Below are 25751 nucleotides of genomic sequence, written 5' to 3'. Positions count from 1 at the left end.
CGGAATTGAAGTGGTCGGACGAAGGTGGCGTGCGGCGAGCATCGGGGCAAGGGGGGCGGGGGCAAGCTCACGCAAGGGTGAAGAAACGTAGGTTCAGGTGAAGGGGCGCAGCAGATTGCGCTTGCGCCCCCGTGACGCGCCGCGCACAGTCCGGCCTGTCAGTCGGCAGGAGATGCAGATGGTCGAGATCTGTCAAAACGAGCTACCGATTCTGCCCTGGGCAGATCCCAAGACCGCGCGGCTTCCGGGGTTGAATCCGGTCGCGCCCGGAGACTGGCTGTTGGTTGACGATGCGTATGACGCGCAAATGGCGCACAGGCTGTCTTTGATGCGCGAACATAGGCAGATCGTTCATAAACTGTCCGATGGCGCGCGCGCTGCGGCGGAAGAACTGCTTGAAAATGTGCTTACGGAGCTCTCGGACAAAGAGGACTTCGAGGTGCAAGCAGACGCGGTGCGCTGCCCAGATGGGCGTTTGGTGCCGTTGGACTGGTCTCAGCCGCTTTTAACAGCGGGCGCGCTGGTGCAGGAAGACTTTGTCATCATGCAAAAACAGGGCGATGAGCATGTGATGACAGGTGCCATCCTTTGTTTTCCAGCCAGTTGGTCGCTTGAGCAGAAGTTTCTGAAACCATTGGTGAAAATACACATACCTGTTGATGCCTACACCCCGGAAATTGCCCGGCGGGTTCAACGCCTGTTTGATGGCATTCAGGTCGCGCGCCCAATGTGGCGGGCGAATTACCTGTTCTATAACGATCCCGAGCTGCATCAGCCGCGTCGGGAAGAGGAGCGTAGAAGCTATGACGCGAGCGGCCCCAATTGGTTGCGAGTCGAGCGGCAGAGCATGAAGCGACTTGCGAAAACGGGTGCGGTGATCTTCTCGATCCATACCTATGTGGTGGCACAGCAAAGGTTGGACGCGTTGGGGATCACACTGCCGGAACGTGAATGATCAGCGTTCTTTGGGCAAATAAGCGCAGTTTTACTGAATTTTGCGCGCTAATATTCATAGTTTAGACAAATTTTGTGGCTTAAAGCTAGATGTGCCCGACGGGCAGATATCGCGAGTGAACATGGAGCGGGAAAAAATTATGAAGAAACTTACTTTGGTGATGGCAATTGCGGCCACCGGTGTGATGGCAGGCTGTGTCGACAAATCGGCGTATGAAAGCAACCCGGTGCAAGTGAAGACCGAACAGGGTGTTGTGACCTGTCAGCTGTATACCCGTGACCGTGTGCAGTGGGATGAAGCGATTGCCGTTCCCGCGGGTATGACGAAAGCCGAAGGTGATGCAATTTGCTTTCAGGAAGGGCATCGCCAGTATAACGCGGCGCATAACCGCGTCTGAGCGAGCGGTTAATCCCAACCAATAATACGGTTTCGAATATCGAGACCAAAGTGAAGAAGGCGCCGGATCTGGCGCCTTTTTTGTGGTCTTGATTCCGTCAAAGCTTGGTGAACGAAAAAGGGCACCGAAAACGGTGCCCTTCTCCAAATATGTGATGTGATTAGCAGCTGTAGTACAGCTGGTATTCTACCGGGTGCGGGGTGTGCTCGTAGGCGTAGACCTCTTCCCATTTCAGGTCGATGTAACCCTGGATCTGGTCTTTGGTGAACACGTCGCCAGCGGTCAGGAAGTCGTTGTCGGCTTCCAGGCTTTCCAGAGCTTCACGCAGCGATGCGCAAACAGTCGGGATGCCTTCCAGCTCTTCTGGCGGCAGGTCGTACAGGTTTTTGTCCTGTGCGGGGCCCGGATCGATCTTGTTCTTGATGCCGTCAAGGCCAGCCATCAGCAGGGCGGCGAAGCACAGGTAGGGGTTCGCTGCCGGATCGGGGAAGCGAGCCTCAACGCGCTTGGCTTTCGGGCTTTCGGTCCACGGAATACGCACGCAGCCCGAACGGTTCGAGGCCGAGTAGGCGCGCAGAACGGGGGCTTCAAAGCCCGGGATCAGACGCTTGTACGAGTTGGTTGACGGGTTGGTGAAAGCGTTCAGGGTCTTGGCGTGCTTCAGGATGCCGCCGATGAACCACAGAGCTTCTTGGCTCAGGTCAGCGTATTTGTCGCCAGCGAAAAGCGGCTTGCCGTCTTTCCAGATCGACATGTTCACGTGCATGCCGGTGCCGTTGTCGCCTGCGATCGGCTTGGGCATGAAGGTTGCCGTTTTGCCGTAAGCATGCGCCACGTTGTGGATGATATACTTGTATTTCTGCAGCTCGTCGGCCTGTTTGGTCAGGCTGTCGAAGATCAGACCCAGCTCGTGCTGGCACGAGGCCACTTCGTGGTGGTGCTTGTCGGTCTTCATGCCGATGTTCTTCATCGTGGTCAGCATTTCCGAACGCAGGTCTTGTGCGTCGTCAATCGGGTTCACGGGGAAGTAACCGCCTTTGACGCCCGGACGATGGCCGGTGTTGCCCATTTCGTATTCAGCGTCGGTGTTCCAAGCGGCGTCTACAGCGTCCACTTCGAACGATACTTTGTTCATGGTGTTCGAGAAACGAACGTCGTCGAACAGGAAGAATTCAGCTTCCGGGCCCATGTAAGCCACGTCACCAATGCCCGAGGACTTCAGGTAAGCTTCAGCTTTCTCGGCGGTGCCGCGCGGGTCGCGACCGTATTTCTCGCCGGTGTCAGGCTCGACGATCGAGCAGTGCACGCACAGAGTTTTTTCTGCATAGAAAGGGTCGACATAGGCGCTGTCGGTGTCGGGCATCAGTTTCATGTCCGAGCTTTCGATCGACTTCCAGCCGGCAATCGACGAGCCGTCAAACATAAAGCCTTCTTCCAGGAAGTCTTCGTCGACCAGGTCACAGTCCACGGTCACGTGCTGCAGCTTGCCGCGTACGTCGGTGAAACGGATGTCGACATAGGCGATGTCTTCATCTTTGATCTGCTTGAGTACGTCTTGTGCGCTCATATCAGTATCCTTTGGTTCGTGTGTATTCGTTAGGTTCAGAGTGCATCGTCACCGGATTCACCGGTGCGGATGCGAATGGCTTGTTCAACGGGGCTGACAAAGATCTTGCCGTCGCCGATCTTGTCGGTCTTGGCGGCGTCGATGATGGCCTCAACGGCTTCATCCACCTGATCGTCGGCCAGAACGATCTCGATCTTCACCTTGGGCAGGAAGTCGACCACATATTCGGCGCCGCGATACAGCTCGGTATGACCTTTCTGACGGCCAAAGCCCTTCACTTCTATCACCGACAGACCCTGCACACCAATGTCCTGCAGCGCTTCCTTTACTTCATCCAGCTTGAACGGCTTGATGATGGCTTCGATCTTTTTCATGGATAGCCCCCCGGTTCGAAACATCGTGTTGGGCTTCACTGACCACTTTCCTTGGCGAGGGGCAATTGGCTAGGGTGGTGGTAGCGCACGCGTGGTGTGAAAAACTAAGCATGTGCCTAAAAATTAAGCAGAGCGCGCGAAGTTTGAGCAGAGTGAGAAGATTGAGATGAGTGAATTGCTAACCGCTGCCCAAATGCGCGCCATCGAGACGGCCGCAATCGAGTCGGGCGAGGTCACCGGGCTGGAGCTGATGGAACGCGCGGGCCGGGGCGTGGTCGAGGCCATATTCGAGGAATGGCCAGAGCTGGCAAAGACCTCTCACAAAGCAGTGGTACTGTGCGGGCCGGGGAATAATGGCGGTGACGGGTTTGTGGTCGCGCGGCTGTTGAAAGAATGGGGCTGGGAGGTCGAAGTGTTCCTGTATGGGGATGCTGAGAAGCTGCCGCCGGACGCCCGGGTGAATTATGAGCGGTGGGATAAGGTTGGTGAGACACTCCCTTTGTCGCCAAAAGCCTGTGACACTAAACGACATGCAGGTGTTCTTTATGTAGACGCCTTGTTTGGCACTGGGATAGGACGCCCTTTGGAAGATGAGGCGTTTGACATCCAACGACGCCTGTTTGGCCTGAAAGGGCCCATTGTGCCGGTTGGTCCGATTGTCGCGGTCGATTGCCCCTCGGGTCTGTGCCTCGATTCAGGGCGTGCTCTTCAGAGGGCAGCAGGTGCAGCGGGCATCTATGTGCCGATTGCCGCGCTGACAGTCACATTCCAGACCAAGAAGGTGGGTCATGTCCTTCAGGATGGTCCTGTGCAGTGCGGTAAAGTTCGTGTGGTCGATATTGGGTTGGCCGAACGCGTATCGAATGCGGCCCAGGGTCGTTCGACGCAAGCGATCGACCCGATTAAATCTCGAGAATACGTGCGAGAAGTTGTGGCGCCGGATGCGTCAGGACATGACTATGCTGGGGGAGGTCCTAGGGGATCCTTACGAAAACGGGTCGACCTGAACAAATTCAACAGCGGCCATGCTCTGATCCTGTCGGGATCAACCGGTAAGGGGGGCGCTGCGCGGCTTGCGGCGCGCGGCGCATTGCGCATCGGAGCAGGGCTGGTGACTGTTGCGCCCACGCCCGGTGCGCTACAGGAAAATGCCGCGAGACTTGATGCGATCATGTTGTCGCCTGTCGGCGATGCAGCAACTCTTGATACTATGTTGTCCGATAAGCGGCTCAATGCACTGTGCCTTGGTCCCGGATTGGGTCTGGATCGCGCAAAGGAACTCGTGCCAACAGCCTTGGCAGTTGAGCGTGCGACAGTGCTCGACGCTGATGCTCTCAGTGCATTTAAGGGAAAGCCGTCTGCGCTTTTTGAAATGTTGAATGCATCCTGCGTAATCACCCCACATGCGGGAGAGTTCGAGCGACTGTTTCCTGACATCGCTAAGAAAATGAAAGCGGTTAGCAAGACGGGCCCGGCCTACTCAAAGGTTGAGGCCGCCCGAGAAGCAGCTGCGCGGGCAGGGTGCGTCGTGCTCTTCAAGGGACCCGATACCGTAATCGCACATCCCAGCGGGCTTTGTTCGGTTCATGCAGCACACTACAACCGCTCCGCACCGTGGCTGGCCACCGCTGGATCGGGCGACGTGTTGGCGGGTTTCATCACCGGATTGCTCGCGCGGGGATTCTCGCCAATGCAAGCCGCGGAAACCGCCGCGTGGTTGCATGTGGAATGCGCACTGGAATTCGGGCCGGGCCTGATTGCTGAGGATCTGCCCGAGCAATTGCCCGCCGTGTTCCGCAAATTGGGGGCGTGAGCGCCTGATTCTGAGGCTCACGCCCTGCATCCCCGCCGAAAGAGCAAAAAATTGGGCAAACTCCAGCCGGATAAGGGCGCTTTTCCTCTCGCATCCGCTGCGCACTGGTGCTAGAAGGACGCGAATTTGGACGGCCCCGTCCTGAAAACGCGGGCCGTCCTCGGTTTTAGCGGGTGTGGCGAAATTGGTAGACGCACCAGATTTAGGTTCTGGCGCCGCAAGGCGTGGGGGTTCAAGTCCCTCCACCCGCACCAAGATTGAAAGAAGGACGAGACGATGCAGGTCACCGAGACCCTGAACGAAGGTCTGAAACGCGGCTACAAGATCGTGGTTCCGGCCGCTGATCTGGACGCCAAAGTCAACGAAAAGCTGGTCGAAGCGCAGCCCGAAGTCGAAATGAAAGGCTTCCGTAAAGGCAAAGTGCCGATGGCTCTGCTGAAAAAGCAGTTTGGTCAGCGCCTGATGGGCGAAGCCATGCAGGAAGCTGTCGATGGCGCCATGAACAAGCACTTCGAGGAATCGGGTGACCGTCCGGCCATGCAGCCTGACGTGAAGATGACCAACGAGGACTGGAAAGAAGGCGACGACGTTGAAATCGAAATGTCGTACGAAGCTCTGCCCGAGATCCCCGAGGTTGATCTGAAAGGCATCAAGCTGGAGAAGCTGGTTGTCAAAGCCGGTGAAGGCGAAGTTGACGAAGCGCTGGCCAACCTGGCCGAGACCGCTCAGGACTTCAAAGACCGCAAAAAAGGCACCAAGTCGAAAGACGGCGACCAGGTTGTGATCGACTTCCTGGGCAAAGTTGACGGCGAAGCCTTCGAAGGTGGTGCTGCTGAGGATTACCCGCTGGTTCTGGGTTCGGGCTCGTTCATCCCCGGTTTTGAAGAGCAGCTGGTTGGCGTGAAAGCCGGCGAAGAAAAAGAGGTCAACGTGACCTTCCCCGCCGAGTATGGCGCCGAGAACCTGGCTGGCAAAGACGCCGTGTTCGAATGCACCATCAAAGAGGTGAAAGAGCCCGTTGCTGCTGAAGTAAACGACGAGCTGGCGACCAAATTCGGTGCTGAAGACCTGAACGCTCTGAAAGAGCAGATCAGCGAGCGTCTGGAAGCAGAATTCGCTGGTGCAGCCCGTGCCGTTATGAAACGTACCCTGCTGGACGAGCTGGACAAGCTGGTTGATTTCGACCTGCCGCCGTCGCTGCTGGATGCCGAAGCTGGTCAGATCGCACACCAGCTGTGGCACGAAGAAAACCCGGACGTGCAGGGCCACGATCACCCGGAAATCGAAGCCACCGACGAGCACAAAGCTCTGGCCGGTCGCCGCGTGCGCCTTGGTCTGCTGCTGGCCGAATTGGGCCAGAAAAACGAGATCGAAGTCACCGACGCCGAGATGACTCAGGCTGTGATGAACCAAGCCCGTCAGTACCCGGGTCAGGAACGTCAGTTCTTTGAATTCGTTCAGCAGAACCCGCAGATGCGTCAGCAGCTGCAGGCACCGATCTTCGAAGACAAGGTTGTCGACTACATTGTCGAACTGGCCGAAGTTTCGGAAAAAGAAGTCTCGAAAGACGACCTGCAGAAAGCCGTTGAGGCTCTGGAAGACGAATAAGTCTTACCGACAGAATTCAAGAAGGCCGCTCCGATTGGGGCGGCCTTTTTCGTTTCTTAGCGCATTTTCTTGCTGAAAATATCCTGGGGTGAGGCCGCTCGAACTCGAGTGGCCGAGGGGCAACGCCCCTATAGGCTCACGAAGTGAGCCACCAGCAGCCCTATCCCGGGCGCAGCCCTGTTTCGACCAGCAGACCCAATCGCTTGGCCTCATAGTAATATCCACGCGCATACCAGCCCATCGCCTCCTCGATATCTCCGCCTGACACAATATAGGCCCCACGCAGATATTTACCGGCGTATTTCAGGTTTACATCCGGATCCAACAGCTCCTCGGCCGGGCCGCGATGGCCCATCGTGCGGGCGGTTTGGGGCAGGATCTGTAAAAGCCCCCAATAGGGTCCGTTGCGCGCCTCGGGACGGTGTGTGCTTTCGCGTACGGCCTGACGATGCACCAGCTCGCGCGGGATCTGATAGTGGTCAGCCCATTTGTTGATCAGGACACGCAATTCGGGCGTTTCGTTGGGGTAGAGGGGTGGGTTGAAACCGTCCGTAGGCTGGGTACGTCGTCTTGATCGGCGGCCACAGGCGGTCAGGGCGGTTGCAGCAAATAGGACGAGGGCGGTGCGGCGCGAAAACTTTCTCATGCAATAACTATAGGGGCAGAATTGTCAGCAGGAAAAGGCTGTAGCCTCCGCGTTAAAAAGTCGCCGATTTGTGCCTATATATACGGTAGACCAATGCATTGATCGGGAAATCAGATATGAAATGGCGTGACTTGGCCGAACACCAAATCCAGAAAGCGAAAGCCCAAGGGCAGCTGGATGATCTGAAAGGGCAGGGGAAGCCTCTGCCAGATCGACAGGGCGGCGATGTCGTGTCTGCGGGCATGGGGATCATGGCCGAAGCGGGCGTGCTGCCACGCGAGATTGAGCTGAAGAAGGCGATTGATGCGCAATTGAAGGTGTTGGGTCAAACCAAAGACGAAACTGAAAAGAAAGCTGTAATGCGAAAACTGGCGGATCTGGAGATGCGCCTGTCGATCGAACAGGAAGCACGCCGCAAGTTCTATCGCACCTCCTAGGAACTTACCGGATTAGTACAAAAGAAAAAGGCCGCTCAATCGAGCGGCCTTTCTGATCTTGTGTCGACAGAAGATTACTCTTCGTCCGAAGCTTCTTCTGCTGCGGCAGGAGCTTCGTCGTCGTCCGATGCAGCAGCACCGATGTCGTCGAACAGCTCGGCGATCTCGAACTCGGCTTCAGCTTCTGCTTCAGCGGCCAGTTCCTGGATCGATTTGCCCGAAGCCTGCAGTTCGGCTTCTTCTTCCGAGCGTGCCACGTTCAGGGCAATCTCGGTTTCGACTTCCGGGTGCAGACGTACGGTGACGGTGTGCAGACCCAGGTCCTTGATCGGAGCGGTCAGGATAACCTGCTTTTTGTCGACCGAGAAACCACCAGCGGTCGCAACGTCGGCGGCGTCACGGGTGGTGACCGAGCCGTACAGAGCGCCAGCGTCCGAAGCCGAGCGAATCACGATGAACTGCTCGCCGCCCAGCTTTTCAGCCAGAGCTTCTGCTTCTTTCTTGGTTTCCAGGTTGCGGGCTTCCAGTTGCGCTTTCTGAGCTTCAAACGACGCGATGTTGGCGTCCGAAGCCGACAGGGCTTTGCCCTGGGGCAGCAGGAAGTTGCGTGCGTAACCGGGCTTTACGTCAACGACGTCGCCCATTTGGCCCAGCTTGGCCACACGTTCCAGAAGGATAACTTGCATTGATCAGATCCCCTTACTTAACGGCGTAGGGAAGCAGAGCAAGGAAACGGGCGCGCTTGATAGCACGGGCCAGTTCACGCTGCTTCTTTGCCGAAACGGCGGTGATACGCGAAGGAACGATTTTGCCACGCTCAGAGATGTAGCGCTGCAGAAGACGGGTGTCTTTGTAGTCGATCTTCGGTGCGTTGTCGCCCGAGAAGGGGCATACCTTGCGGCGACGGAAAAACGGTTTAGCTGCCATGAGTTAGACCTCCGATTAACGGTCACGGCCACGGCGGTCGCCGCGTTCGTCACGTTTTTGCATTTGAACAGACGGGCCTTCGGCGTGATCGTCGACCTTGATGGTCAGAACGCGCATAACGTCGTCATGCAGGCGCATCAGGCGTTCCATTTCCTGAACAGCCGTCGACGGAGCGTCGGTCTTCAGGAAGGCATAGTGGCCTTTGCGGTTCTTGTTGATCTTGTAGGCCATCGTCTTGACGCCCCAGTACTCGCTGTCAACGACTTTGCCGCCGTTGTCACCCAGTACGGTGCCGAAATGTTCGATGAGGTTCTCAGCCTGCGCGTTGGACAGATCCTGACGCGAGATGAAGACATGCTCATAAAGGGGCATGTGAACTCCAGTTCTATTTTCAAGCGCGCTTCAAAGAATGGGTCAAAACCTTTCCGCGACCCATCCACGAGAGGCAACGCGGTTCATTCACTTACGGAAAGGACGGTGCCTTATACACGTCTGACCATGTGGCGCAAGGCTTTGCGGCAGGGGGGCGGGGCAAAAATGCTGCCTATTGGTGGCAGGCCGCGCAAATTATGGCCCCGCATTAACCAATTGGATGCCTAACTTCCGTCACACTTCGGGTCGAACGTTTAGGAAGCGCCCTTACTTGGGCGTGAAAATTACTCTGACACTCTGCTGCCCGTCAGATTCGCAAATAAAAACAAGAAAGTCTTGTCCCATGACCATGGTTTCACCTGTACCTCAGTCTGGCACGGAAATGTCCCATTCATCTCAGCCGGTTTTGCTTACGCCTACCAATTGGGGGTACGCGTTGACGAACCAAGTAAAGGCAGTCGGTGGCGGGCTGGTTTTGCGGGCATTCAGCCGTTTTCTGGGGGTGGCGTTGGCGATTTCGTCGACCGGTCTGTGGGTGATGCAAAGCGCTCCGGTGTTGGATGACACCGTCCTTCTGACGATGAAGATCGGTTTGACCTGTTTGTTTGTTGGTCTGGGTGGGCTGCTGTATCTTCTGGGTCAAAGCACAGGCGTAGCATCGACCCATGTCGATCTGCGCAACCGCGAGGTGCGTCGTGGGCGGATTGCCTCGGGCAACACGTTCCAGACCGAAGTCGTTGTGCCGTTCGACGACGTGACTGGATTGCTGTTGTCCTGCAGCAAAAGCACCGGGGGATTGGCCAATTCGCGTCAGGCGACGCTGTATCTGCGTCTTGATGATGGTGATATGAACCTGACCGCGGTCGAGGTTCTGTCCGGTCCCGAGCAGCTGTTGCGGCCGATCCAAGACCGCCTTTTGCGAGACCTGAAAGATGATCGCGGCGGGTTGACGATCCCCAGCTATGAAAGCCATCGGAGCACCGCGCCTTCGCATGGAGCAGTGGGTCGCGCCTTCCGGGCCGCCTGATCTTAGGCGGTTCGTTCCCAAACAGTTTGCACAGCGCTGCGTCGCAAGGTATCCCATTCCCCAAAGCCATTGGCATAAAGAGGAGGGGCCATGAGCCGCGCATTCGTATTTCCCGGGCAAGGGGCCCAAAGCATTGGCATGGGCAAGGCCCTTGCAGACGCCTATCCCACAGCGAAAGCCGTTTTTAACGAGGTCGACGAGGCGCTTGGCGAAAAGCTGTCGTCTCTGATCTGGGAAGGTGAGCAGGAAGAACTGACCCTGACCCAGAATGCTCAGCCTGCTTTGATGGCAACCTCGCTGGCCACCATGCGCGCGCTTGAGGCGGAAGGCGTCTCGATCGACGCGGCGTCTTATGTTGCCGGCCATTCGCTGGGGGAATACTCGGCACTGGCTGCAGCGGGCGCTTTGAGCGTTGCCGACACGGCGCGTCTGCTGCGCACCCGTGGCAAGGCCATGCAGGACGCCGTGCCGGTGGGTGTTGGCGCGATGGCCGCGCTTCTGGGGTTGGACTTCGACACGGCGGCTGAAGTGGCTTCGGAAGCCGCTCACGACCAGATTTGTCAGGCGGCAAACGACAACGACCCCGCTCAGGTGGTCGTGTCCGGCCACAAAGAAGCCGTTGAGCGCGCAGTTGAGATCGCCAAGGGCAAGGGTGCCCGCCGCGCGGTTTTGCTGCCTGTCAGCGCGCCTTTCCACTGCGCCTTGATGCAGCCCGCTGCTGAAGTTATGGCTGAGGCGCTGGTCCACGTGGAAATGAATGCGCCTGCCGTGCCGCTGGTCGCAAACGTTCGCGCCGCAGAGGTCGCTGATCCGGCGATGATCCGATCGCTTCTGGTGGAACAGGTGACGGGCTCGGTTCGCTGGCGTGAAAGCGTGGCCTATATGGCCGAGCATGGCGTGAGCGAGATCTGGGAGATCGGCGCAGGCAAGGCCCTGTCCGGCATGGTTAAACGGATCGACAGATCGGTAGCCACCCGAGCCATCGGAACGCCCGAGGATGTCAAAGCCGCTGTAGAAGCGCTGAACGGATAATCAGAAAATTCAGCCGGTCTAGCACTCTGAAGATGGCAGGCCGGAAACGTGAAGAAGGATAAGCAGATGTTTGATCTGACTGGAAAAAATGCTCTGGTGACGGGCGCATCCGGCGGCATTGGTGGCGCGATCGCCAAGGCGTTGCACGCTGCTGGCGCAACCGTGGCGCTGTCTGGCACCCGTGTGGAACCGCTTGAGGCGCTGGCCGCTGAACTGGGTGAACGCGCCCATGTACTTCCCTGCAACCTGTCGGATGGCGAGGCCGTGGACGCCCTGCCGAAGCAGGCCGTGGAAGCGATGGGCGGTGTCGATATTCTGGTGAACAACGCAGGCATCACCCGTGACCAACTGTTCATGCGTCTGTCGGATCAGGATTGGGACGACGTGATTAACGTCAACCTGACCTCGACCATGCGTCTGTGCCGTGGCGTGATGCGCCCGATGATGAAAGCCCGCTGGGGCCGCATCATCAACATCGGCTCGATCGTTGGAGCAACTGGCAACCCCGGTCAGGTAAACTATGCCGCGTCGAAGGCCGGTATGGTCGGCCTGACCAAGTCCATCGCCTACGAAGTTGCCAGCCGTGGTATCACCGCAAACTGCATCGCGCCCGGTTTCATTGGCACCGCGATGACCGACAAGCTGACCGACGACCAGAAGTCGGGCACACTGGCGCAAATTCCGGCTGGCCGCATGGGCTCGCCCGAAGAAATTGCAGCAGCCGTTCTGTATCTGGCCTCGAACGAGGCAGGCTATACGACCGGGGCAACCATCCACGTCAATGGCGGTATGGCTATGCTCTAAAGGTGATGGGCGCGGTCAGCGTTTTTTTGTCTGCGCCCTTGCACCGCGAAAGCGTTTGCCTATCTTCACCGATGTGTTATAGGCGGCGCAGGTTTTCCCCATTAGCCCACGTTGGGCAGTCCGCATGGGCTGGGGGTCTCGGCGTAACGCGCGGGAAACTTAGCGGCCCAAATGGGTCAAACGAAAAGGGCCAAGCCCTGAACTAACGTGAGGATTTATCATGAGCGACGTCGCAGATCGCGTGAAAAAAATCGTAGTTGAGCACCTGGGTGTTGAAGAGGACAAGGTCACCGAGACCGCCTCGTTCATCGACGACCTGGGCGCAGACAGCCTGGACACCGTAGAGCTGGTTATGGCTTTCGAAGAAGAGTTCGGCATTGAAATCCCGGACGACGCTGCTGAAACCATTCAGACCTTCGGCGACGCTGTGAAATTCATCACCGAAGCTGCCTGATCTTTCAGGGCACACGAGTTTCAAAGACGGCCTATCTTCGGATGGGCCGTTTTTTATGTTTAAGAGCGCCTTTTGCCGGTTTCAGCCCCAATTGAGCCGAAATTAAACGCCCGCTGTGGGATGTGCTAAACTTCACTGAGCCGTGAATGGTAAGGCGAAGGAGACGCTTCATGATTATCTATCCTACTCTCGAATTGCAGAACGGACGTTGTGTGACGTTGCATCGCGGTCGTCTTGAAGAGCCCTCGATCTGGCATGTGGACCCTGTGGAAACAGCACAGGGTTTTGCCGAGGCTGGGGCCGAATGGATCCAAGTCACCGATTTCGATGCGGTTGCTGGCGAAGGCGACAACGCCGAGCTGATCGAAAACATCATCAACGCGTCCGGATGTTCGGTGCAGGTGGCTGGCGGGATCCGTACCCGCGACATGGCGGAAGCCTGGATTGAGAAGGGCGCCGGGCGTGTTGTGATGGGAACCGTCGCCACGCGAGATCCCGCCATGGTGAAAGAGCTTGCGAACCGCTATCCGGATCAAATCGTTTTGGCCGCTGACGTTTGGCAGGGCAATCTGATGACGGACGGGTGGCGCAATCCTGTCGCGATGTCTCCGGAAAGCTTCCTTGCATCCTATGCCGATGTGCCACTGGCCAGTGTTCTGATTACCGATATCGATAGCGATATCGAGCAGCCGGATGCGCAACTGGGTCTATTGAGCGCGCTTGCGGGCGAAACAAAGCATCAAGTGATTGCGGCTGGCACCGTGCACGAGCTGGATGATGTTGCGCGGTTGAAATATGTGCCGAACATTGCGGGTACGTTGATCGGACGGGCGTTGTTCTCGAAGGATGTGGATCTGGTGGCGGCTTTGGACGTCGCGCGTCCTGCACCTGAACCCAAGGCAGAGTTCATCTGATCCTTTTTGGAACGAGTTTGTTGGCCAGTGACCAATGCGGACACATGACCGTCGCTGGCCAGCAATCACAGGGGTAACGGTGCGCGCATCGATAGGCGAGCTTTCACCTGTGCACGGATTCGGCTTGCCCCACCATGCCCAGCCGCGCTATCACCGCCAAGACATTTGAAAACCTGAGAAAGGGCACCAGAATGCGTCGAGTGGTTGTAACAGGATTGGGCATGATTTCTCCGCTGGCAAGCGGCGTCGAGGAAACATGGGAGCGTATTCTGGACGGACAGTCCGGCGCAGGCCCGATTACGAAATTTGACGCCTCGCGCGTGACTACCAAATATGCCTGCGAAGTACCGCTGGGAGATGGCACCAATGGCACCTTCAACCCGGACGACTGGATGGAGCCGAAAGAGCGCCGCAAAGTTGATGATTTCATCCTCTATGGTCTGGCCGCGGCCGAGATGGCTGTGAAAGATGCTGACTGGTTGCCCGAGGATGAGGAAAGCCTTCTGCGTACCGGCGTGATCATCGGCTCGGGCATTGGTGGTCTGTCGACCATTGCCGATACCTCGATCCTGCTGAACGAGCGCGGCCCGCGCCGTGTGTCGCCGTTCTTTATCCCCGGCTCGCTGATCAACTTGATCTCAGGTCAGGTGTCGATCAAGTTTGGCTTCAAAGGCCCGAACCACTCGGTCGTGACGGCCTGTTCGACCGGCGCGCACGCCATTGGCGACGCAAGCCGTCTGATCCAGTCGGGTGATGCGGATGTGATGGTTGCCGGTGGCGCCGAGGCCGCAATCTGCGAGTTGGGCATTGCTGGTTTCAACGCCTGTAAAGCCCTGTCGACCAAGCGCGGCGACGATCCGCAGGCTGCAAGCCGCCCCTATGACGAAGACCGTGATGGGTTCGTGATGGGCGAGGGCGCGGGCATCGTGGTTCTGGAAGAGTACGAGCACGCAAAAGCACGCGGCGCGAAGATCTATGCTGAAGTGCTGGGCTATGGCCTGTCGGGCGATGCGTACCACATCACTGCACCGGCCGAGGATGGCGACGGTGGTTTCCGCGCCATGCAAGCCGCCCTTGGCAAAGCCGGGCTGGAGCCTGCGGCGATTGACTATATCAACGCACACGGCACCTCGACCATGGCCGACACGGTGGAACTGGGCGCAGTTGAGCGTCTGCTGGGCGATGCAGCCGATAAGGCCACCATGTCCTCGACCAAATCGTCGATCGGACACCTGCTGGGTGCTGCGGGCGCTGTGGAAGCGATCTTCTGCGTTCTGGCCATCCGTGACCAGATCGCTCCGCCGACCATCAACCTAGACAACCCGGCCATCGCGCCGCGCCTGTCGCTGGCCGCCAACAAGGCAGAGAAGCGCGAAATCAACGTCGCGCTGTCTAACAGCTTTGGCTTTGGTGGCACCAATGCCAGCCTTGTGATGGGGAAGGTTGCTGACTGATGTGGCGCAACATCGCCTCGAATGCGCTGAGCCTGTTCATTGTCGTGCTGATCGTTGCGGTCGGCGTGGTGGCATGGGGCCAAAAACAGTACACGTCTGAAGGTCCGCTTGCAGAAACCATCTGCCTGCGAGTCGAGCGTGGCAGCTCGTTCTCGCGCGTGGCGGATAGTCTGGAAGCGCAGGGGGCGATTTCGAACGCTGCGATTTTCCGGATTGGTGTTGAGTATTCGGACAAGGCCTCGGCTTTGAAGGCGGGCTCGTTCCTTGTGAACGAAGGCGCCTCGATGGAAGAGATCGTGGATATCGTCACGCGTGGCGGGGCGTCGACCTGCGGGACGGAAATTCTGTATCGCGTCGGTGTTCTGTCGGCTGTTATGCAGGTGCGTGAACTGGATCCGGCCACGCAAGAGTACCAGATCACCGCCGAGTTCAAACCGGCCGAGCTGGAGGGGGATGCCCCTGCCGCATATATTGAGAAGCGCGATGAGAGCGACACGCGGTTCCGGATCGCTGTCGCCGAGGGCGTGACCAGCTGGCAGGTTGTGGACAGCCTGAACCGTGCCGATTTCCTATCGGGCGAGGTTGCCAGCACCCCCGCTGAGGGCAGTTTGGCCCCCGATAGCTATGAGGTGAAAGCGGGTGCAGATCGTGCGGCGTTGATCGCCTCGATGCAGGATGCGCAGGTCGAAATTCTGGCCGAAGCGTGGAACAACCGCGCGGCGGACCTGCCTTATGCGAGTGCGGAAGAGGCGCTTGTGATGGCGTCCATCGTCGAAAAGGAAACCGGTCTGGCCGAGGAACGTCGTCAGGTTGCCAGCGTGTTTGTGAACCGCCTGAACAAAGGGATGCGTTTGCAAACGGACCCGACGGTTATCTATGGCATCACCAAAGGGCAGGGCAGCCTTGGGCGTGGTCTGCGTCAAAGCGAACTGCGCCGCGAAACGCCGTACAACACCTATGTGATTGACGCGCTGCCGCCGACACCGATTGCCAACCCGGGCCGCGCTGCGATCGAGGCCGCTTTGAACCCGGACAGTACACCCTATCTGTTCTTCGTGGCAGATGGCACGGGCGGGCACGCCTTTGCGGAAACCTTGGCGCAGCACAACGCCAACGTGGCGGAATGGCGCAAGATCGAAGCCGAGCGCGCAAACCAGTAGGTTGCCAAAATCTTACTGCAGCGCGCGGGAGCCGCGCGTTGCTTTTTGACCGAACGTACGGTCCCGTGTAGTCTCTGACATACGCTAGAAGACGTGAACGTAACGGCCTTGGGCATCCGCCCGGGGCCGTTTTTTCATGTCGCTTGTGCGGACAAGAGCATGAGAGGCAACAAAAAAAGAATGACAATGATTACGCCTTTGGGGAAAGACGCCGCTTCGGAAGATTATCTGAAGATCGCGGACGCGTTTTTTCTACGTGTTTTGAAAGAGTTGGATCGCCAGTTGTCTACGGCGGAAACAGGTGGGTGCGAAACCACGCCGGAATTGGCGAAGGCCGTGACCGATGTGCGCCGCGCGATGCAAACGGTATTTGAAGAAAGGAAACGCCTTGAACAAAGTGGTAAAGCCGGATTTGGCGGCGGACGAGCGGCAGAGCTGGACCTTGCTCAGGCCCGAGACGAAATCGGGCGCAGACTGGCTTGCCTGCGCGACGAAAGACGAGCGCGAGAGCTTTCTGAACGATCTGAGTGACGGGGCGCTGATGGCGCTGCCCTATCTATTTGAGTTCTGGGCCTTGGATCACCAGCTGCCACCCGAGGGGGACTGGCGGACATGGGTGATCATGGGCGGGCGTGGCGCGGGGAAAACTCGCGCCGGGTCCGAATGGGTGCGGTCCGAGGTCGAGGGGGCAGGGCCGCTGGATCCCGGCCGTTCGCGTCGTGTGGCCTTGGTGGGGGAAACCATCGATCAGGTGCGCGAGGTGATGGTGTTTGGCGAAAGCGGCATTCTGGCGTGCTCGCCGCCGGACCGGCGTCCGGTGTGGGAGGCCGGGCGACGCAGGTTGGTCTGGCCCAATGGCGCAATCGCACAGGTGTTTTCAGCGCACGAGCCGGAAAGCCTGCGTGGCCCGCAGTTCGATGCGGCATGGGTGGACGAGCTGGCCAAGTGGAAAAAGGCCGAGGAGACGTGGGACATGTTGCAGTTCGGGTTACGCCTTGGGACGCATCCCCGGCAATGTGTTACTACCACGCCGCGCAATGTGGGAGTGCTAAAGCAGATCCTGAAGAACCCCTCGACGGTGACGACGCATGCGCCGACGGAAGCCAACCGCGCCTATCTGGCGAAAAGCTTTCTGGACGAGGTGCGAACGCGCTATGCGGATACGCGGTTGGGGCGGCAAGAGCTGGACGGTGTGCTTCTGGAAGACACGGAAGGTGCGCTGTGGACCATGGCGATGCTGGACCAGCATCGTTTGGGGTCCGAGACGCCCGTGCTGGATCGGGTCGTGGTGGCGGTGGATCCGCCGGTGACTGGCCATAAAGGGTCCGATGAATGTGGGATCGTGGTGGCGGGTGTCTTTACGAAGGGGCCTCCGGGCGAATGGAAGGCCGTGGTGCTGGAAGATGCCAGTGTGACTGCGGCCAGCCCGTCCGAATGGGCCGAGGCCGCGTTGAACGCGATGGATCGGCATCAGGCGGACCGGCTGGTAGCCGAGGTCAACCAAGGGGGTGACCTTGTGGAAAGCGTGATCCGTCAGATCGACGCGACTGTGCCCTACAAGGCTGTGCGCGCGACGCGCGGCAAGGTCACGCGGGCGGAACCTGTGGCAGCACTCTATGAACAGGGGCGGGTCAGCCATGCGGGCAACATGGCCGCGCTGGAGGATCAGATGTGCCGGATGACCAGCCAAGGCTACGAAGGCAAAGGCAGCCCCGACCGCGTAGATGCGCTGGTCTGGGCTCTGCATGAGCTGATCATCGAACCCGTTGCGTCCTACCGCAGACCGCAGGTGCGCACGCTGGGTTAAAGAGTTTTTTAACCCTCACTGGCAAAGTGCCAAACATCGAAAGGCGGGGCGAATAGCCCGATGGGTCTGAAGCCCCGCCTGATCACGAAATGACAAAATATCCGCTGGGTGGCGCGACCGCGTTTTGCCCGGACAGGACAGGTTTGCCCGGGAAACGCCGGGGGGCCGGAAACCGAAACCAAGGAGCCAAGGCGCATGGTATTTGATTTTCTGAAGCGAGGCGCGGATGACGCAAAGGCCGAGATGCCGCATGAGGCAAAGGCATCGGCCACCGGGCCGGTGATCGCCTACGGGAATGCGGGCCGTGTGGCCTGGAGCCCGCGTGACACGGTCAGCCTGACGCGCTCTGGCTTTTCGGCCAATCCGGTCGGCTTTCGCTCGGTCAAGCTGATCGCGGAAGCTGCCAGCGCCCTACCTTTGGTGCTACAGGACGACCAGCAGCGCTATGACATTCACCCGCTTTTGGACCTGCTTGCACGTCCCAACGCGGCGCAGGGCCGGGCCGAGCTGTTCGAAGCATTTTTTGGTCAGATGTTGCTGACCGGGAACGGCTACCTTGAGGCGGTTCTGGACGGCGAGGGCCAACCGCGCGAGCTGCATGTGCTGCGCTCGGACCGAATGGCGCTGGTGCCCGGCGCGGATGGTTGGCCGGTGGCGTATGACTATACGGTCGGATCGCGCAAACACCGCTTCCATGTGTCCGAAGGCTCCTCGCCGATCTGCCATGTGAAAGCCTTCCATCCGCAGGATGATCATTACGGGCTGTCTCCGCTTCAGGCAGCGGCCACGGCGATCGACGTGCACAACGCGGCAAGCCGCTGGTCCAAGGCGCTTCTGGACAATGCGGCGCGACCCTCGGGCGCGATTGTCTACAAGGGGGGTGAAGGGCAGGCACAGCTGAGTGCGGATCAATATGATCGCCTGCTGTCCGAGATGGAAAGCTATCATGTCGGCGCGCGCAATGCCGGGCGTCCGATGCTGCTGGAAGGTGGGCTGGATTGGAAGCCGATGGGGTTCAGCCCCTCGGATATGGAATTCCAGAAGACCAAGGAAGCCGCAGCACGCGAGATCGCACAGGCCTTCGGGGTGCCGCCGATGCTGATCGGCATTCCGGGCGACGCGACATACGCAAATTATCAAGAAGCCAGCCGCGCCTTCTATCGCCTGACTGTGGTGCCTCTGGTGTCCCGTGTCGCAGCCAGTGTCGGCCATTGGTTGGCGGGGTTCACTGGCGAGGCGGTGAAGCTGAAGCCGGATCTGGATCAGGTGCCCGCGTTGGCGGCTGAACGTGACCAGCAGTGGAAACGTGTGGCCGAGGCTGACTTCCTGACTGAATCCGAGAAGCGCAGCCTGCTGGGCCTGCCGCCGCTGGCTCAAGACTAACTAGAAAGGGTGCATTCCATGAGTGATTACCACACCGATTTCGGGCTTGAGCACAAGTTCGTCAAGCTGGGCGAGACGGTCCAGACCGCAGACGGCATTCAGATTGATGGCTATGCCAGCTTCTTCGACCAGGTCGACAATGGTGGCGATGTCGTGGCCCAAGGGGCCTATGCCAAATCGCTGGACGAGCTGAAGGCCAAGGGGCGCGGCGTGAAGATGCTGTGGCAGCACGACCCGGCTCAGCCTATCGGGATCTGGGACGAGGTGCGCGAGGATGCCAAGGGGCTTTACGTGAAAGGCCGTATCCTGAGCGATGTCGAGAAAGGCCGCGAAGCCGCCGCGCTGATCGAGGCGGGCGCAATTGATGGGCTGTCCATCGGCTATCGCACTAAGAAATCGACGAAGACCCAAACGGGCGGACGTCGCCTGACGGAATTGGAGCTGTGGGAGGTGTCGCTTGTGACCTTCCCGATGCTTCCGACAGCGCGGGTGGGGGCTAAGGGCGATGCGCTTGATGCCGATAACACCACTTTGCGTGAACTGGCCGCAACCCTTGAGGACGCGCGCCTGATGCTGGCCCGCAACGCCTGAGCCAGCGATCTGAACCCCTGAAAAGGACCCAAAGATGAGCAACAAAGAGACGAAGGCTCTGGGCCAGTCGGCTGCGCCTGCTGGCCAGGTTTCGGGCCCCACTCCGGCTGCCGAGGTGAAGACCGCGCTGGCTGGTTTCGTGAGCGATATCAATCAGTTTCACGAAGACATTTCCACCAAAATTCAACAACAGGAAGAGCGACTGACCATGCTGGATCGCAAATCTAACACCATCGCGGGACGCCCGCATCTTGCCGCGGCTGCCGATCTGGAAGCCCCGCATCAGAAAGCTTTCGAGGCCTATGTCCGTTCGGGCGACGATGACGCGCTGCGTGGCATCGATCTGGAAGGCAAGGCCATGTCCTCGGCCGTGGCGGCTGACGGCGGCTATCTGGTTGACCCGGTGACCGCTGACACCATCAAGGGCGTGCTGAACAACGCCGCTTCGCTGCGTTCGGTTGCCAATGTGGTGAACGTGGAAGGCACTGCCTATGACGTGCTGATCGACCAGGGTGATCTGGTCACCGGTTGGGCGTCGGAAACTGGTTCGGCCGCTGAAACCGGCACCCCGCAGATCGACCGCATCTCGATCCCGCTTCACGAGCTGTCGGCCCTGCCGAAGGTTTCGCAGCGCCTGCTGGATGACAGCGCCTTTGACATCGAAGGTTGGCTGGCTGGCCGCATCGCCGACAAGTTCTCGCGTGCGGAAAGCGGTGCGTTCATTAACGGTGACGGCGTTGAGAAGCCAGTGGGCATTCTGAACCACACCGCTGTGGACAATGGCAGCTGGACCTGGGGCAATCTGGGTTATGTTGCCACCGGCGAGGCCGGCGGTTTTGACGCTGCCAACCCGGGCGATGCGATTTTCGACCTGATCTATGCGCTGGGTGCGGACTATCGTGCCAATGCGGTCTTCGTGATGAACTCGAAAACTGTGGGTGCTGTGCGCAAGCTGAAGGACGCCGATGGCCGCTTCCTGTGGTCGGATGCGACCGTGGCTGGCGAACCGGCCCGTCTGATCGGCTATCCCGTTCTGATCGTCGAAGACATGCCCGATATCGGTGCTGACAGCATGTCGATCGCCTTTGGTGATTTCGCTGCCGGTTACACTATCGCGGAACGTCCCGACACGCGCATCCTGCGTGATCCGTTCTCGGCCAAGCCGCATGTCTTGTTCTATGCCACCAAGCGCGTAGGCGGTGACGTCAGCGACTTTGCTGCGATCAAACTGCTGAAGTTCTCGGTCTCGTAAGGACCGGACCTGATCCCGTGGTGACCTTCGGGCCATCACGGGGCAGGGCGCGCGCCGACCACTCCCGTGTTGTCTAGCTGCTCCCCCTCCGTCCGAGCAATACGGACGGTGCGCGCCCACCCTTTCCCACATGACGTGAGGGGCCCGAATTTCGGAGATGATCCATGATGTTAGTCGAGCAGACCACAGTGCCGGGTACGGCCCTTCCGGTCGCCCAATTCAAGGACCACCTGCGGCTGGGGACCGGGTTTGCCGATGATGGGGTGCAGGATCAGGTGCTGGAAACCTACCTTCGGGCCGCAATGGCCGCGATCGAGGCCCGCACCGGCAAGATCCTTCTGTCGCGCGAATTTACCTGGACCCTGACCGCTTGGCGCGATCTGGCGTCGCAAGCCCTGCCGGTGGCACCCGTCACGCAGGTTCTGAGCCTTGAGATCCATGACCGTCTGGGCGGGACCGAGGTGATCGCCCCCACCCGCTATGGGTTGGAGCCGGATATGCACCGCCCCCGCCTTGTGTCGACCGGGCTGTGTTTGCCCGCCATTCCCGTGGGTGGTCAGGCCGTGATTGGCTTTGAGGCTGGTTTTGGAGCCACCTGGGGCGATCTTCCTGCTGATCTGGCGCACGCCGTCATGCTGCTGGCCGCGAGTTACTATGAGAACCGTGCGGATGGCGCCATGACCGGGCAGGGTGAACTGCCTGCGGCGATTGCCATGCTCTTGCAGCGCTATCGTACTGTGCGCCTTTTTGGTGGTGGAGGGGCAGTATGAAACGCCCTGTCCTGAACCGCAAGCTGTCGCTGGAAGAGCCCGTGCGTGCGCCTGATGGCGCGGGGGGCTTCTCCCAAAGCTGGCAGGCGCTTGGCACCCTCTGGGCCGAGGTCAAGCCCGGCTCGGGGCGTGAACGTGCCGCGGGCATGGCCACCGTGTCGTCGATTGCCTTTCGCATCACGGTGCGCGCGGCCCCGGACGGTGCACCGTCGCGCCCAAAGCCGGATCAGCGCTTTCGCGATGGCTCGCGGATTTTCCGCATCCTTGCGGTGACCGAGGCCGACGCGGGCGCGCATTACCTGACCTGCTTTGCACAAGAGGAGGTCTCGGCATGAGCTATGGCGTTTCTGCGGCTTTGCAACAGGCCATTTACCAGCGCCTCGCGGCGGACAGCACGCTGTCCAGTTTGGTGCCCGGTGCGATCTATGACGCGGTGCCTGCGGGCATCATCACCGGCACATATGTCAGCCTTGGGCCTGAAGACGTGCGCGAACGGTCAGACATGACCGGGCAGGGCGCGCTGCACGAGGTCACGATCAGCGTGGTCACGGATGCTGCGGGCTTTCAGGCCGCCAAAGAGGTCGCCGCGGCGGTCAGCGACACGCTGGTGGATGCCAGCCTGATCCTTGCACGTGGCCGGCTTGTGTATCTGAACTTTCATCGTGCGCGGGCGCGGCGGGTTGAAGACGCGGATGTACGCCGCATCGACCTGATCTTCCGCGCACGTGTCGAAGACAACTAAACATTTCAAAACGGAGTGATCCTATGGCTGCGCAAAACGGCAAAGACCTTCTGATCAAGCTCGACATGACTGACACCGGCGTGTTCGAGACTATTGCGGGCCTTCGGGCCACGCGCCTGAGCTTCAACGCGGAAAGCGTGGATGTGACCAGCCTGGAAAGCACGGGCGGTTGGCGCGAACTTCTGGGTGGCGCGGGTGTGAAATCGGCGTCGATCTCGGGTTCGGGTGTGTTCAAGGATGCCTCGACCGATGAACGGGCACGTCAGATCTTTTTCGACAATGAAGTGCCGAATTTTCAGGTCATTGTACCAGATTTCGGTGTGGTCGAAGGCCCGTTCATGATCACCTCGATCGAATATGCGGGCTCGCATAACGGCGAGGCGACATATGAGCTGTCGATGGCTTCGGCCGGCGAACTGACCTTTACGGCGCTGTGATCATGACCAACCGGTGGACGGGCGAAGTGGCGCTGGTGATCGATGGCACATCCCATGTGCTGAAACTGACATTGGGGGCGTTGGCCGAGCTGGAAGAGCAGCTGGGCGAAGCCTCGATTGTGTCCTTGGCCGAGCGGTTTGAACATGGTCAGTTTTCCAGCCGCGATGTGCTGGCGCTGATCGTGGCCGGACTGCGCGGTGGGGGCTGGCAAGGCACGGCAACGGATCTGCTGGCCGCCGAAATCCAAGGTGGCCCGGTCGAGGCGGCAAAGGCAGCCGGTCAACTTTTGACCCGCGCCTTTGCATTGACCCCGAACGAGGCCGCCGATGGCTGAGCCTGCCGGGTTCGACTGGCCGGGGCTGATGCGCCTTGGCCTTGGAAAACTGGGGCTGCGCCCGGATCAATTCTGGGCGCTGACCCCCATCGAATTGGCTGTGATGGCCGGGCTGGAAGGGCAACCTTCCACCTGCTTGCGATCCCGGCTGGAAGAGCTTGCACGCGCGTTCCCCGATGAACCGCGTGCCCCCACTGGAAAGGGCATGTGATGGCTGGTTTGGACAGTATCGACAGCTTTGAAGATCAGATCGACGCGCTGGAGGCCGCACTTGGCGGTGCGCAGCAGATGACGACCGGATTCATCTTTGAACTGAAGGGGATGCATTCGACGATCTCGGATCTGAGCACAGATGTGAGCAAGCTGTCCTCGGGCATCTCGTCCGGGTTGCGGCGTGCGTTCGAAGGGTTGGTCTTTGACGGCATGAAGCTGTCGGATGCGTTGAAAATGGTTGCGAAATCCATGACGGATGCGGCCTTCAACGCCGCGATCAATCCCGTCACCAACCACTTTGGCAACATCCTTGGCCAAGGGGTTGGAGCGCTCACGAACGCCTTTCTGCCCTTCGCGGATGGGGGCGCGTTCACCCAAGGGCGTGTGATGCCGTTTGCCAAGGGGGGCGTTGTCACGCAGGCGACGACCTTCCCGATGCGCGGTGGGACGGGTCTGATGGGCGAGGCCGGGCCGGAAGCGATCATGCCGCTGAGTCGCGGCTCCGATGGCCGTCTGGGCGTGCGTGCCCAGGCCGGTGGGGTGCCGATCAACATCACCATGAATATCTCGACCCCGGATGTGGAAAGCTTCCGCCGGTCGCAAAGCCAGATCGCGGCAAATGTCCAACGTGCGCTTGCGCGCGGGCAACGTTACCGCTGATCCCCTGATTTTACGACCTGAGGAGGGTTCGCCATGTCCTTTCACGAAATTCGTTTCCCGGCCAATCTGAGCTTCGGCTCGGTTGGTGGGCCTGAACGGCGCACTGAAGTCGTGACGCTGGCCAATGGGTTTGAAGAACGCAACACCCCGTGGGAGCATTCGCGCCGCCGATATGACGCGGGGATCGGCATGCGCTCGCTTGATGATGTCGAGACGCTGATTGCTTTCTTTGAAGCGCGGCGTGGGCAGTTGCATGCGTTTCGCTGGAAGGACTGGTCGGATTATAGAAGCGGGCTGCCTTCGGCGGATCCTGCCTTCACCGATCAGATCCTGGGTTGGGGTGACGGCGAGAAGACAACGTTTCAGTTGATCAAGACCTATCGGTCGGGAACGGATACCTACGAGCGTCCGATCCATAAGCCCGTCGAGGGCACCGTTAAGCTGGGGCTGAAGGGCGACCCTCAGATCGAGGGTACGCAGTACAGCGTGGATCTGACCACGGGTGTTGTCACTTTCGTCACAGCGCCGGAAGAGGGGGCCGAGGTCACGGCAGGGTTCGAATTTGACGTACCAGTACGCTTTGACACTGACCGCGTGCATACCTCGGTCGCGTCATTTCAGGCCGGTGAAGCCCCCAATGTGCCCGTTGTCGAGGTGCGTGTCTGATGGCGATCTCAACAGAATTTCAGACCCATCTGGACGAAGCGGTCACAACAATTGCACGGCTGTGGAAGGTCACGCGACGCGATGGTGTGGTGTATGGTTTCACCGATCACGATCTTGACGTGCAAATGGATGGGGTCACCTACAAGGCCGATACTGGGATGACCGCGCATGCGCTGAGCCAAACCACGGGCCTTTCGGTGGACAACACCGAGGCTTTGGGCGTCCTGTCCACCGAGGCGATCAGCGAAAAAGACATCCGGGCGGGTCGCTATGACGGGGCCGAGGTCGAAGCCTGGCTGGTCAATTGGCGTGACGTTTCTCAGCGTTTTCTGCGTTTTCGGGGAACGGTCGGAGAGTTGGCCCGCGAGGCGGGCGGTTTCCGCGCCGAGCTGAATGGATTGAGCGAAGCCATGAACCAGCCGCAGGGGCGGGCGTATCAGTCTCCGTGCTCGGCGGTGCTGGGGGATGGGAAATGCCGGTTCGATTTGGGACAGACGGGCTATTCGGTTGAACTGGATCTGGTCGGTAACGACGAAGAGACGGTGTTCCGGTTCGCGGACATGGCGCTCTATCCCGCGGACTGGTTTGTGCGCGGGCGTTTCACGGTCATCAGCGGGGACGCGGAAGGCCTAAGCGGGATCATCAAAAATGATGCCAAAGGGGACGACGGTGCGCGGACCATCGAACTGTGGGAGGCGCTTCGCGCTGAGATGCAGCCCGGAGATCGGGTGCGGCTGGAAGCGGGCTGTGACAAGCTGCCCCAGACCTGTCGCGAGAAGTTCAACAACTTCCTGAACTTTCGTGGATTTCCTGACATTCCCGGTGAAGATTGGCTGATGTCTTATCCGATCCCATCGGGTCAGAATGACGGAGGCGATGGGCGCGAGACGCTAGACATTGATGGGCTGCTGTCGGGCGACGAAAACCCGTTCTCGCCGATCTTTGGGGGTTAAA

32 protein-coding genes and 1 tRNA gene are annotated in these 25751 nt (G+C 59.4%); 27 read left to right on the top strand and 6 right to left on the bottom strand.

Going from position 1 to position 25751, the window contains the following annotated elements; all coding sequences use genetic code 11:
* Window positions 1-178 precede the first annotated feature (178 nt).
* Together Q0677_RS05950 and Q0677_RS05945 are read left to right on the top strand one after the other, a co-directional pair.
* Window positions 179-955 carry a DUF3445 domain-containing protein gene (locus Q0677_RS05950; protein WP_298907078.1) on the top strand — a complete coding sequence of 259 codons (777 nt, stop codon included), beginning with the start codon at window positions 179-181 and terminating at the stop codon, window positions 953-955.
* 139 nt (window positions 956-1094) lie between these two features.
* A complete protein-coding gene (locus tag Q0677_RS05945) occupies window positions 1095-1352 on the top strand; it encodes a hypothetical protein (protein ID WP_298907074.1) in 258 nt (85 codons plus the stop codon).
* A gap of 160 nt (window positions 1353-1512) precedes the next feature.
* Here Q0677_RS05945 and glnA read toward each other — a convergent pair whose 3' ends face one another.
* Together glnA and Q0677_RS05935 are read right to left on the bottom strand one after the other, a co-directional pair.
* Window positions 1513-2919: a type I glutamate--ammonia ligase gene (gene glnA, locus Q0677_RS05940; protein ID WP_298907071.1), complete on the bottom strand. Its 1407-nt coding sequence runs from the start codon at window positions 2917-2919 to the stop codon at window positions 1513-1515.
* Window positions 2920-2954: 35 nt separating this feature from the next.
* Entirely contained in the window at window positions 2955-3293 is a 339-nt protein-coding gene (locus Q0677_RS05935) for a P-II family nitrogen regulator (protein ID WP_108856600.1), read from the bottom strand.
* 166 nt (window positions 3294-3459) lie between these two features.
* Here Q0677_RS05935 and Q0677_RS05930 point away from each other — a divergent pair, with 166 nt between their 5' ends.
* From Q0677_RS05930 to tig, 3 genes are all read left to right on the top strand, one after another.
* The gene (locus Q0677_RS05930) at window positions 3460-5106 is read left to right on the top strand and encodes an NAD(P)H-hydrate dehydratase (RefSeq protein ID WP_298907065.1); all 1647 of its coding nucleotides are present in this window, start codon (window positions 3460-3462) and stop codon (window positions 5104-5106) included.
* Between the two features lie 169 nt (window positions 5107-5275).
* Window positions 5276-5360: transfer RNA gene (locus Q0677_RS05925), tRNA-Leu, on the top strand.
* 22 nt (window positions 5361-5382) lie between these two features.
* Window positions 5383-6714 (top strand): trigger factor, encoded by a 1332-nt coding sequence (gene tig, locus Q0677_RS05920; RefSeq protein WP_298907062.1) that lies wholly within the window; start codon window positions 5383-5385, stop codon window positions 6712-6714.
* 160 nt (window positions 6715-6874) lie between these two features.
* Here the strand turns inward: tig and Q0677_RS05915 are convergent, their stop codons facing one another.
* On the bottom strand, window positions 6875-7360 hold the full coding sequence (locus Q0677_RS05915; RefSeq protein ID WP_298907059.1) for a lytic transglycosylase domain-containing protein: 486 nt from the start codon (window positions 7358-7360) through the stop codon (window positions 6875-6877).
* A 116-nt stretch (window positions 7361-7476) separates the two neighbouring features.
* On the opposite strand from Q0677_RS05915, the gene Q0677_RS05910 reads away from it, so the two are divergent.
* Window positions 7477-7797, top strand: a complete 321-nt coding sequence (locus Q0677_RS05910; RefSeq protein WP_298907056.1) for a DUF1992 domain-containing protein — start codon at window positions 7477-7479, stop codon at window positions 7795-7797.
* Window positions 7798-7871: 74 nt separating this feature from the next.
* On the opposite strand, the gene rplI is transcribed toward Q0677_RS05910, so the two are convergent.
* From rplI to rpsF, 3 genes are read right to left on the bottom strand one after another with little or no spacing between them, the layout of a single operon-like run.
* The gene (gene rplI, locus Q0677_RS05905; protein ID WP_298907053.1) at window positions 7872-8483 is read right to left on the bottom strand and encodes a 50S ribosomal protein L9; all 612 of its coding nucleotides are present in this window, start codon (window positions 8481-8483) and stop codon (window positions 7872-7874) included.
* Window positions 8484-8496: 13 nt separating this feature from the next.
* On the bottom strand, window positions 8497-8724 hold the full coding sequence (gene rpsR, locus Q0677_RS05900) for a 30S ribosomal protein S18 (protein ID WP_005982441.1): 228 nt from the start codon (window positions 8722-8724) through the stop codon (window positions 8497-8499).
* A 15-nt stretch (window positions 8725-8739) separates the two neighbouring features.
* Window positions 8740-9096 carry a 30S ribosomal protein S6 gene (gene rpsF / locus Q0677_RS05895; protein ID WP_133486495.1) on the bottom strand — a complete coding sequence of 119 codons (357 nt, stop codon included), beginning with the start codon at window positions 9094-9096 and terminating at the stop codon, window positions 8740-8742.
* Window positions 9097-9532: 436 nt separating this feature from the next.
* On the opposite strand from rpsF, the gene Q0677_RS05890 reads away from it, so the two are divergent.
* The 21 genes from Q0677_RS05890 (at window position 9533) to Q0677_RS05790 (ending at window position 25750) form a co-directional block, all read left to right on the top strand.
* The gene (locus Q0677_RS05890) at window positions 9533-10123 is read left to right on the top strand and encodes a hypothetical protein (RefSeq protein WP_298907048.1); all 591 of its coding nucleotides are present in this window, start codon (window positions 9533-9535) and stop codon (window positions 10121-10123) included.
* Between the two features lie 90 nt (window positions 10124-10213).
* The gene (gene fabD, locus Q0677_RS05885) at window positions 10214-11155 is read left to right on the top strand and encodes an ACP S-malonyltransferase (RefSeq protein WP_298907045.1); all 942 of its coding nucleotides are present in this window, start codon (window positions 10214-10216) and stop codon (window positions 11153-11155) included.
* A 66-nt stretch (window positions 11156-11221) separates the two neighbouring features.
* Window positions 11222-11959 carry a 3-oxoacyl-[acyl-carrier-protein] reductase gene (gene fabG, locus Q0677_RS05880; RefSeq protein WP_133486501.1) on the top strand — a complete coding sequence of 246 codons (738 nt, stop codon included), beginning with the start codon at window positions 11222-11224 and terminating at the stop codon, window positions 11957-11959.
* A 220-nt stretch (window positions 11960-12179) separates the two neighbouring features.
* Window positions 12180-12413 carry an acyl carrier protein gene (locus Q0677_RS05875; protein ID WP_108856591.1) on the top strand — a complete coding sequence of 78 codons (234 nt, stop codon included), beginning with the start codon at window positions 12180-12182 and terminating at the stop codon, window positions 12411-12413.
* A gap of 170 nt (window positions 12414-12583) precedes the next feature.
* The gene (locus Q0677_RS05870; protein ID WP_282180999.1) at window positions 12584-13327 is read left to right on the top strand and encodes a 1-(5-phosphoribosyl)-5-[(5-phosphoribosylamino)methylideneamino] imidazole-4-carboxamide isomerase; all 744 of its coding nucleotides are present in this window, start codon (window positions 12584-12586) and stop codon (window positions 13325-13327) included.
* A 191-nt stretch (window positions 13328-13518) separates the two neighbouring features.
* A complete protein-coding gene (fabF, locus tag Q0677_RS05865) occupies window positions 13519-14781 on the top strand; it encodes a beta-ketoacyl-ACP synthase II (RefSeq protein ID WP_298907038.1) in 1263 nt (420 codons plus the stop codon).
* Window positions 14781-15941, top strand: coding sequence for an endolytic transglycosylase MltG (mltG, locus tag Q0677_RS05860; protein ID WP_298907035.1), 1161 nt, complete (start codon window positions 14781-14783; stop codon window positions 15939-15941). The genes fabF and mltG overlap by 1 nt, the downstream gene beginning before the upstream one ends.
* Window positions 15942-16034: 93 nt before the next feature.
* Entirely contained in the window at window positions 16035-16472 is a 438-nt protein-coding gene (locus Q0677_RS05855; protein WP_298907032.1) for a hypothetical protein, read from the top strand.
* 10 nt (window positions 16473-16482) lie between these two features.
* Window positions 16483-17748 carry a terminase family protein gene (locus tag Q0677_RS05850; protein ID WP_298907515.1) on the top strand — a complete coding sequence of 422 codons (1266 nt, stop codon included), beginning with the start codon at window positions 16483-16485 and terminating at the stop codon, window positions 17746-17748.
* A 195-nt stretch (window positions 17749-17943) separates the two neighbouring features.
* Window positions 17944-19131, top strand: a complete 1188-nt coding sequence (locus Q0677_RS05845) for a phage portal protein (RefSeq protein ID WP_298907030.1) — start codon at window positions 17944-17946, stop codon at window positions 19129-19131.
* 18 nt (window positions 19132-19149) lie between these two features.
* Complete coding sequence (locus Q0677_RS05840; RefSeq protein WP_298907027.1) at window positions 19150-19722, top strand: HK97 family phage prohead protease; 573 nt, start codon at window positions 19150-19152, stop codon at window positions 19720-19722.
* A gap of 34 nt (window positions 19723-19756) precedes the next feature.
* Window positions 19757-20974, top strand: coding sequence for a phage major capsid protein (locus tag Q0677_RS05835; protein ID WP_298907024.1), 1218 nt, complete (start codon window positions 19757-19759; stop codon window positions 20972-20974).
* Window positions 20975-21138: 164 nt separating this feature from the next.
* Window positions 21139-21744, top strand: a complete 606-nt coding sequence (locus Q0677_RS05830; RefSeq protein ID WP_298907022.1) for a hypothetical protein — start codon at window positions 21139-21141, stop codon at window positions 21742-21744.
* Window positions 21741-22079: a phage head closure protein gene (locus tag Q0677_RS05825; RefSeq protein ID WP_298907019.1), complete on the top strand. Its 339-nt coding sequence runs from the start codon at window positions 21741-21743 to the stop codon at window positions 22077-22079. The genes Q0677_RS05830 and Q0677_RS05825 overlap by 4 nt, the downstream gene beginning before the upstream one ends.
* Window positions 22076-22486, top strand: coding sequence for a DUF3168 domain-containing protein (locus Q0677_RS05820; protein ID WP_298907016.1), 411 nt, complete (start codon window positions 22076-22078; stop codon window positions 22484-22486). Before Q0677_RS05825 ends, Q0677_RS05820 begins: the two co-directional genes overlap by 4 nt.
* Before the next feature lie 23 nt (window positions 22487-22509).
* A complete protein-coding gene (locus Q0677_RS05815) occupies window positions 22510-22923 on the top strand; it encodes a phage major tail protein, TP901-1 family (RefSeq protein ID WP_247091374.1) in 414 nt (137 codons plus the stop codon).
* 2 nt (window positions 22924-22925) lie between these two features.
* Entirely contained in the window at window positions 22926-23258 is a 333-nt protein-coding gene (locus Q0677_RS05810; protein WP_298907014.1) for a gene transfer agent family protein, read from the top strand.
* A complete protein-coding gene (locus tag Q0677_RS05805; protein WP_298907010.1) occupies window positions 23251-23469 on the top strand; it encodes a rcc01693 family protein in 219 nt (72 codons plus the stop codon). The genes Q0677_RS05810 and Q0677_RS05805 overlap by 8 nt, the downstream gene beginning before the upstream one ends.
* Complete coding sequence (locus tag Q0677_RS05800; RefSeq protein WP_298907008.1) at window positions 23469-24131, top strand: phage tail tape measure protein; 663 nt, start codon at window positions 23469-23471, stop codon at window positions 24129-24131. Before Q0677_RS05805 ends, Q0677_RS05800 begins: the two co-directional genes overlap by 1 nt.
* A gap of 33 nt (window positions 24132-24164) precedes the next feature.
* Window positions 24165-24797 carry a DUF2460 domain-containing protein gene (locus Q0677_RS05795; RefSeq protein ID WP_298907006.1) on the top strand — a complete coding sequence of 211 codons (633 nt, stop codon included), beginning with the start codon at window positions 24165-24167 and terminating at the stop codon, window positions 24795-24797.
* Window positions 24797-25750 (top strand): DUF2163 domain-containing protein, encoded by a 954-nt coding sequence (locus Q0677_RS05790; RefSeq protein ID WP_298907005.1) that lies wholly within the window; start codon window positions 24797-24799, stop codon window positions 25748-25750. The genes Q0677_RS05795 and Q0677_RS05790 overlap by 1 nt, the downstream gene beginning before the upstream one ends.
* Window position 25751 lies beyond the last annotated feature (1 nt).

The organism is uncultured Aliiroseovarius sp. (genome assembly GCF_947492455.1).
Lineage (GTDB): Bacteria > Pseudomonadota > Alphaproteobacteria > Rhodobacterales > Rhodobacteraceae > Aliiroseovarius.
This window is presented reverse-complemented; position numbering and strand designations above follow the sequence as displayed.

What these genes read in the sequence shown, in the direction of transcription:
- Q0677_RS05950 (WP_298907078.1), top strand. Translation starts at nt 179, where the DNA reads ATGGTCGAGATCTGTCAAAACGAGCTACCGATTCTGCCCTGGGCAGAT.
- Q0677_RS05945 (WP_298907074.1), top strand. Translation starts at nt 1,095, where the DNA reads ATGAAGAAACTTACTTTGGTGATGGCAATTGCGGCCACCGGTGTGATG.
- glnA (WP_298907071.1), bottom strand. Translation starts at nt 2,919, where the DNA reads ATGAGCGCACAAGACGTACTCAAGCAGATCAAAGATGAAGACATCGCC.
- Q0677_RS05935 (WP_108856600.1), bottom strand. Translation starts at nt 3,293, where the DNA reads ATGAAAAAGATCGAAGCCATCATCAAGCCGTTCAAGCTGGATGAAGTA.
- Q0677_RS05930 (WP_298907065.1), top strand. Translation starts at nt 3,460, where the DNA reads ATGAGTGAATTGCTAACCGCTGCCCAAATGCGCGCCATCGAGACGGCC.
- tig (WP_298907062.1), top strand. Translation starts at nt 5,383, where the DNA reads ATGCAGGTCACCGAGACCCTGAACGAAGGTCTGAAACGCGGCTACAAG.
- Q0677_RS05915 (WP_298907059.1), bottom strand. Translation starts at nt 7,360, where the DNA reads ATGAGAAAGTTTTCGCGCCGCACCGCCCTCGTCCTATTTGCTGCAACC.
- Q0677_RS05910 (WP_298907056.1), top strand. Translation starts at nt 7,477, where the DNA reads ATGAAATGGCGTGACTTGGCCGAACACCAAATCCAGAAAGCGAAAGCC.
- rplI (WP_298907053.1), bottom strand. Translation starts at nt 8,483, where the DNA reads ATGCAAGTTATCCTTCTGGAACGTGTGGCCAAGCTGGGCCAAATGGGC.
- rpsR (WP_005982441.1), bottom strand. Translation starts at nt 8,724, where the DNA reads ATGGCAGCTAAACCGTTTTTCCGTCGCCGCAAGGTATGCCCCTTCTCG.
- rpsF (WP_133486495.1), bottom strand. Translation starts at nt 9,096, where the DNA reads ATGCCCCTTTATGAGCATGTCTTCATCTCGCGTCAGGATCTGTCCAAC.
- fabD (WP_298907045.1), top strand. Translation starts at nt 10,214, where the DNA reads ATGAGCCGCGCATTCGTATTTCCCGGGCAAGGGGCCCAAAGCATTGGC.
- fabG (WP_133486501.1), top strand. Translation starts at nt 11,222, where the DNA reads ATGTTTGATCTGACTGGAAAAAATGCTCTGGTGACGGGCGCATCCGGC.
- Q0677_RS05875 (WP_108856591.1), top strand. Translation starts at nt 12,180, where the DNA reads ATGAGCGACGTCGCAGATCGCGTGAAAAAAATCGTAGTTGAGCACCTG.
- Q0677_RS05870 (WP_282180999.1), top strand. Translation starts at nt 12,584, where the DNA reads ATGATTATCTATCCTACTCTCGAATTGCAGAACGGACGTTGTGTGACG.
- fabF (WP_298907038.1), top strand. Translation starts at nt 13,519, where the DNA reads ATGCGTCGAGTGGTTGTAACAGGATTGGGCATGATTTCTCCGCTGGCA.
- mltG (WP_298907035.1), top strand. Translation starts at nt 14,781, where the DNA reads ATGTGGCGCAACATCGCCTCGAATGCGCTGAGCCTGTTCATTGTCGTG.
- Q0677_RS05850 (WP_298907515.1), top strand. Translation starts at nt 16,483, where the DNA reads ATGGCGCTGCCCTATCTATTTGAGTTCTGGGCCTTGGATCACCAGCTG.
- Q0677_RS05845 (WP_298907030.1), top strand. Translation starts at nt 17,944, where the DNA reads ATGGTATTTGATTTTCTGAAGCGAGGCGCGGATGACGCAAAGGCCGAG.
- Q0677_RS05840 (WP_298907027.1), top strand. Translation starts at nt 19,150, where the DNA reads ATGAGTGATTACCACACCGATTTCGGGCTTGAGCACAAGTTCGTCAAG.
- Q0677_RS05835 (WP_298907024.1), top strand. Translation starts at nt 19,757, where the DNA reads ATGAGCAACAAAGAGACGAAGGCTCTGGGCCAGTCGGCTGCGCCTGCT.
- Q0677_RS05830 (WP_298907022.1), top strand. Translation starts at nt 21,139, where the DNA reads ATGATGTTAGTCGAGCAGACCACAGTGCCGGGTACGGCCCTTCCGGTC.
- Q0677_RS05825 (WP_298907019.1), top strand. Translation starts at nt 21,741, where the DNA reads ATGAAACGCCCTGTCCTGAACCGCAAGCTGTCGCTGGAAGAGCCCGTG.
- Q0677_RS05820 (WP_298907016.1), top strand. Translation starts at nt 22,076, where the DNA reads ATGAGCTATGGCGTTTCTGCGGCTTTGCAACAGGCCATTTACCAGCGC.
- Q0677_RS05815 (WP_247091374.1), top strand. Translation starts at nt 22,510, where the DNA reads ATGGCTGCGCAAAACGGCAAAGACCTTCTGATCAAGCTCGACATGACT.
- Q0677_RS05810 (WP_298907014.1), top strand. Translation starts at nt 22,926, where the DNA reads ATGACCAACCGGTGGACGGGCGAAGTGGCGCTGGTGATCGATGGCACA.
- Q0677_RS05805 (WP_298907010.1), top strand. Translation starts at nt 23,251, where the DNA reads ATGGCTGAGCCTGCCGGGTTCGACTGGCCGGGGCTGATGCGCCTTGGC.
- Q0677_RS05800 (WP_298907008.1), top strand. Translation starts at nt 23,469, where the DNA reads ATGGCTGGTTTGGACAGTATCGACAGCTTTGAAGATCAGATCGACGCG.
- Q0677_RS05795 (WP_298907006.1), top strand. Translation starts at nt 24,165, where the DNA reads ATGTCCTTTCACGAAATTCGTTTCCCGGCCAATCTGAGCTTCGGCTCG.
- Q0677_RS05790 (WP_298907005.1), top strand. Translation starts at nt 24,797, where the DNA reads ATGGCGATCTCAACAGAATTTCAGACCCATCTGGACGAAGCGGTCACA.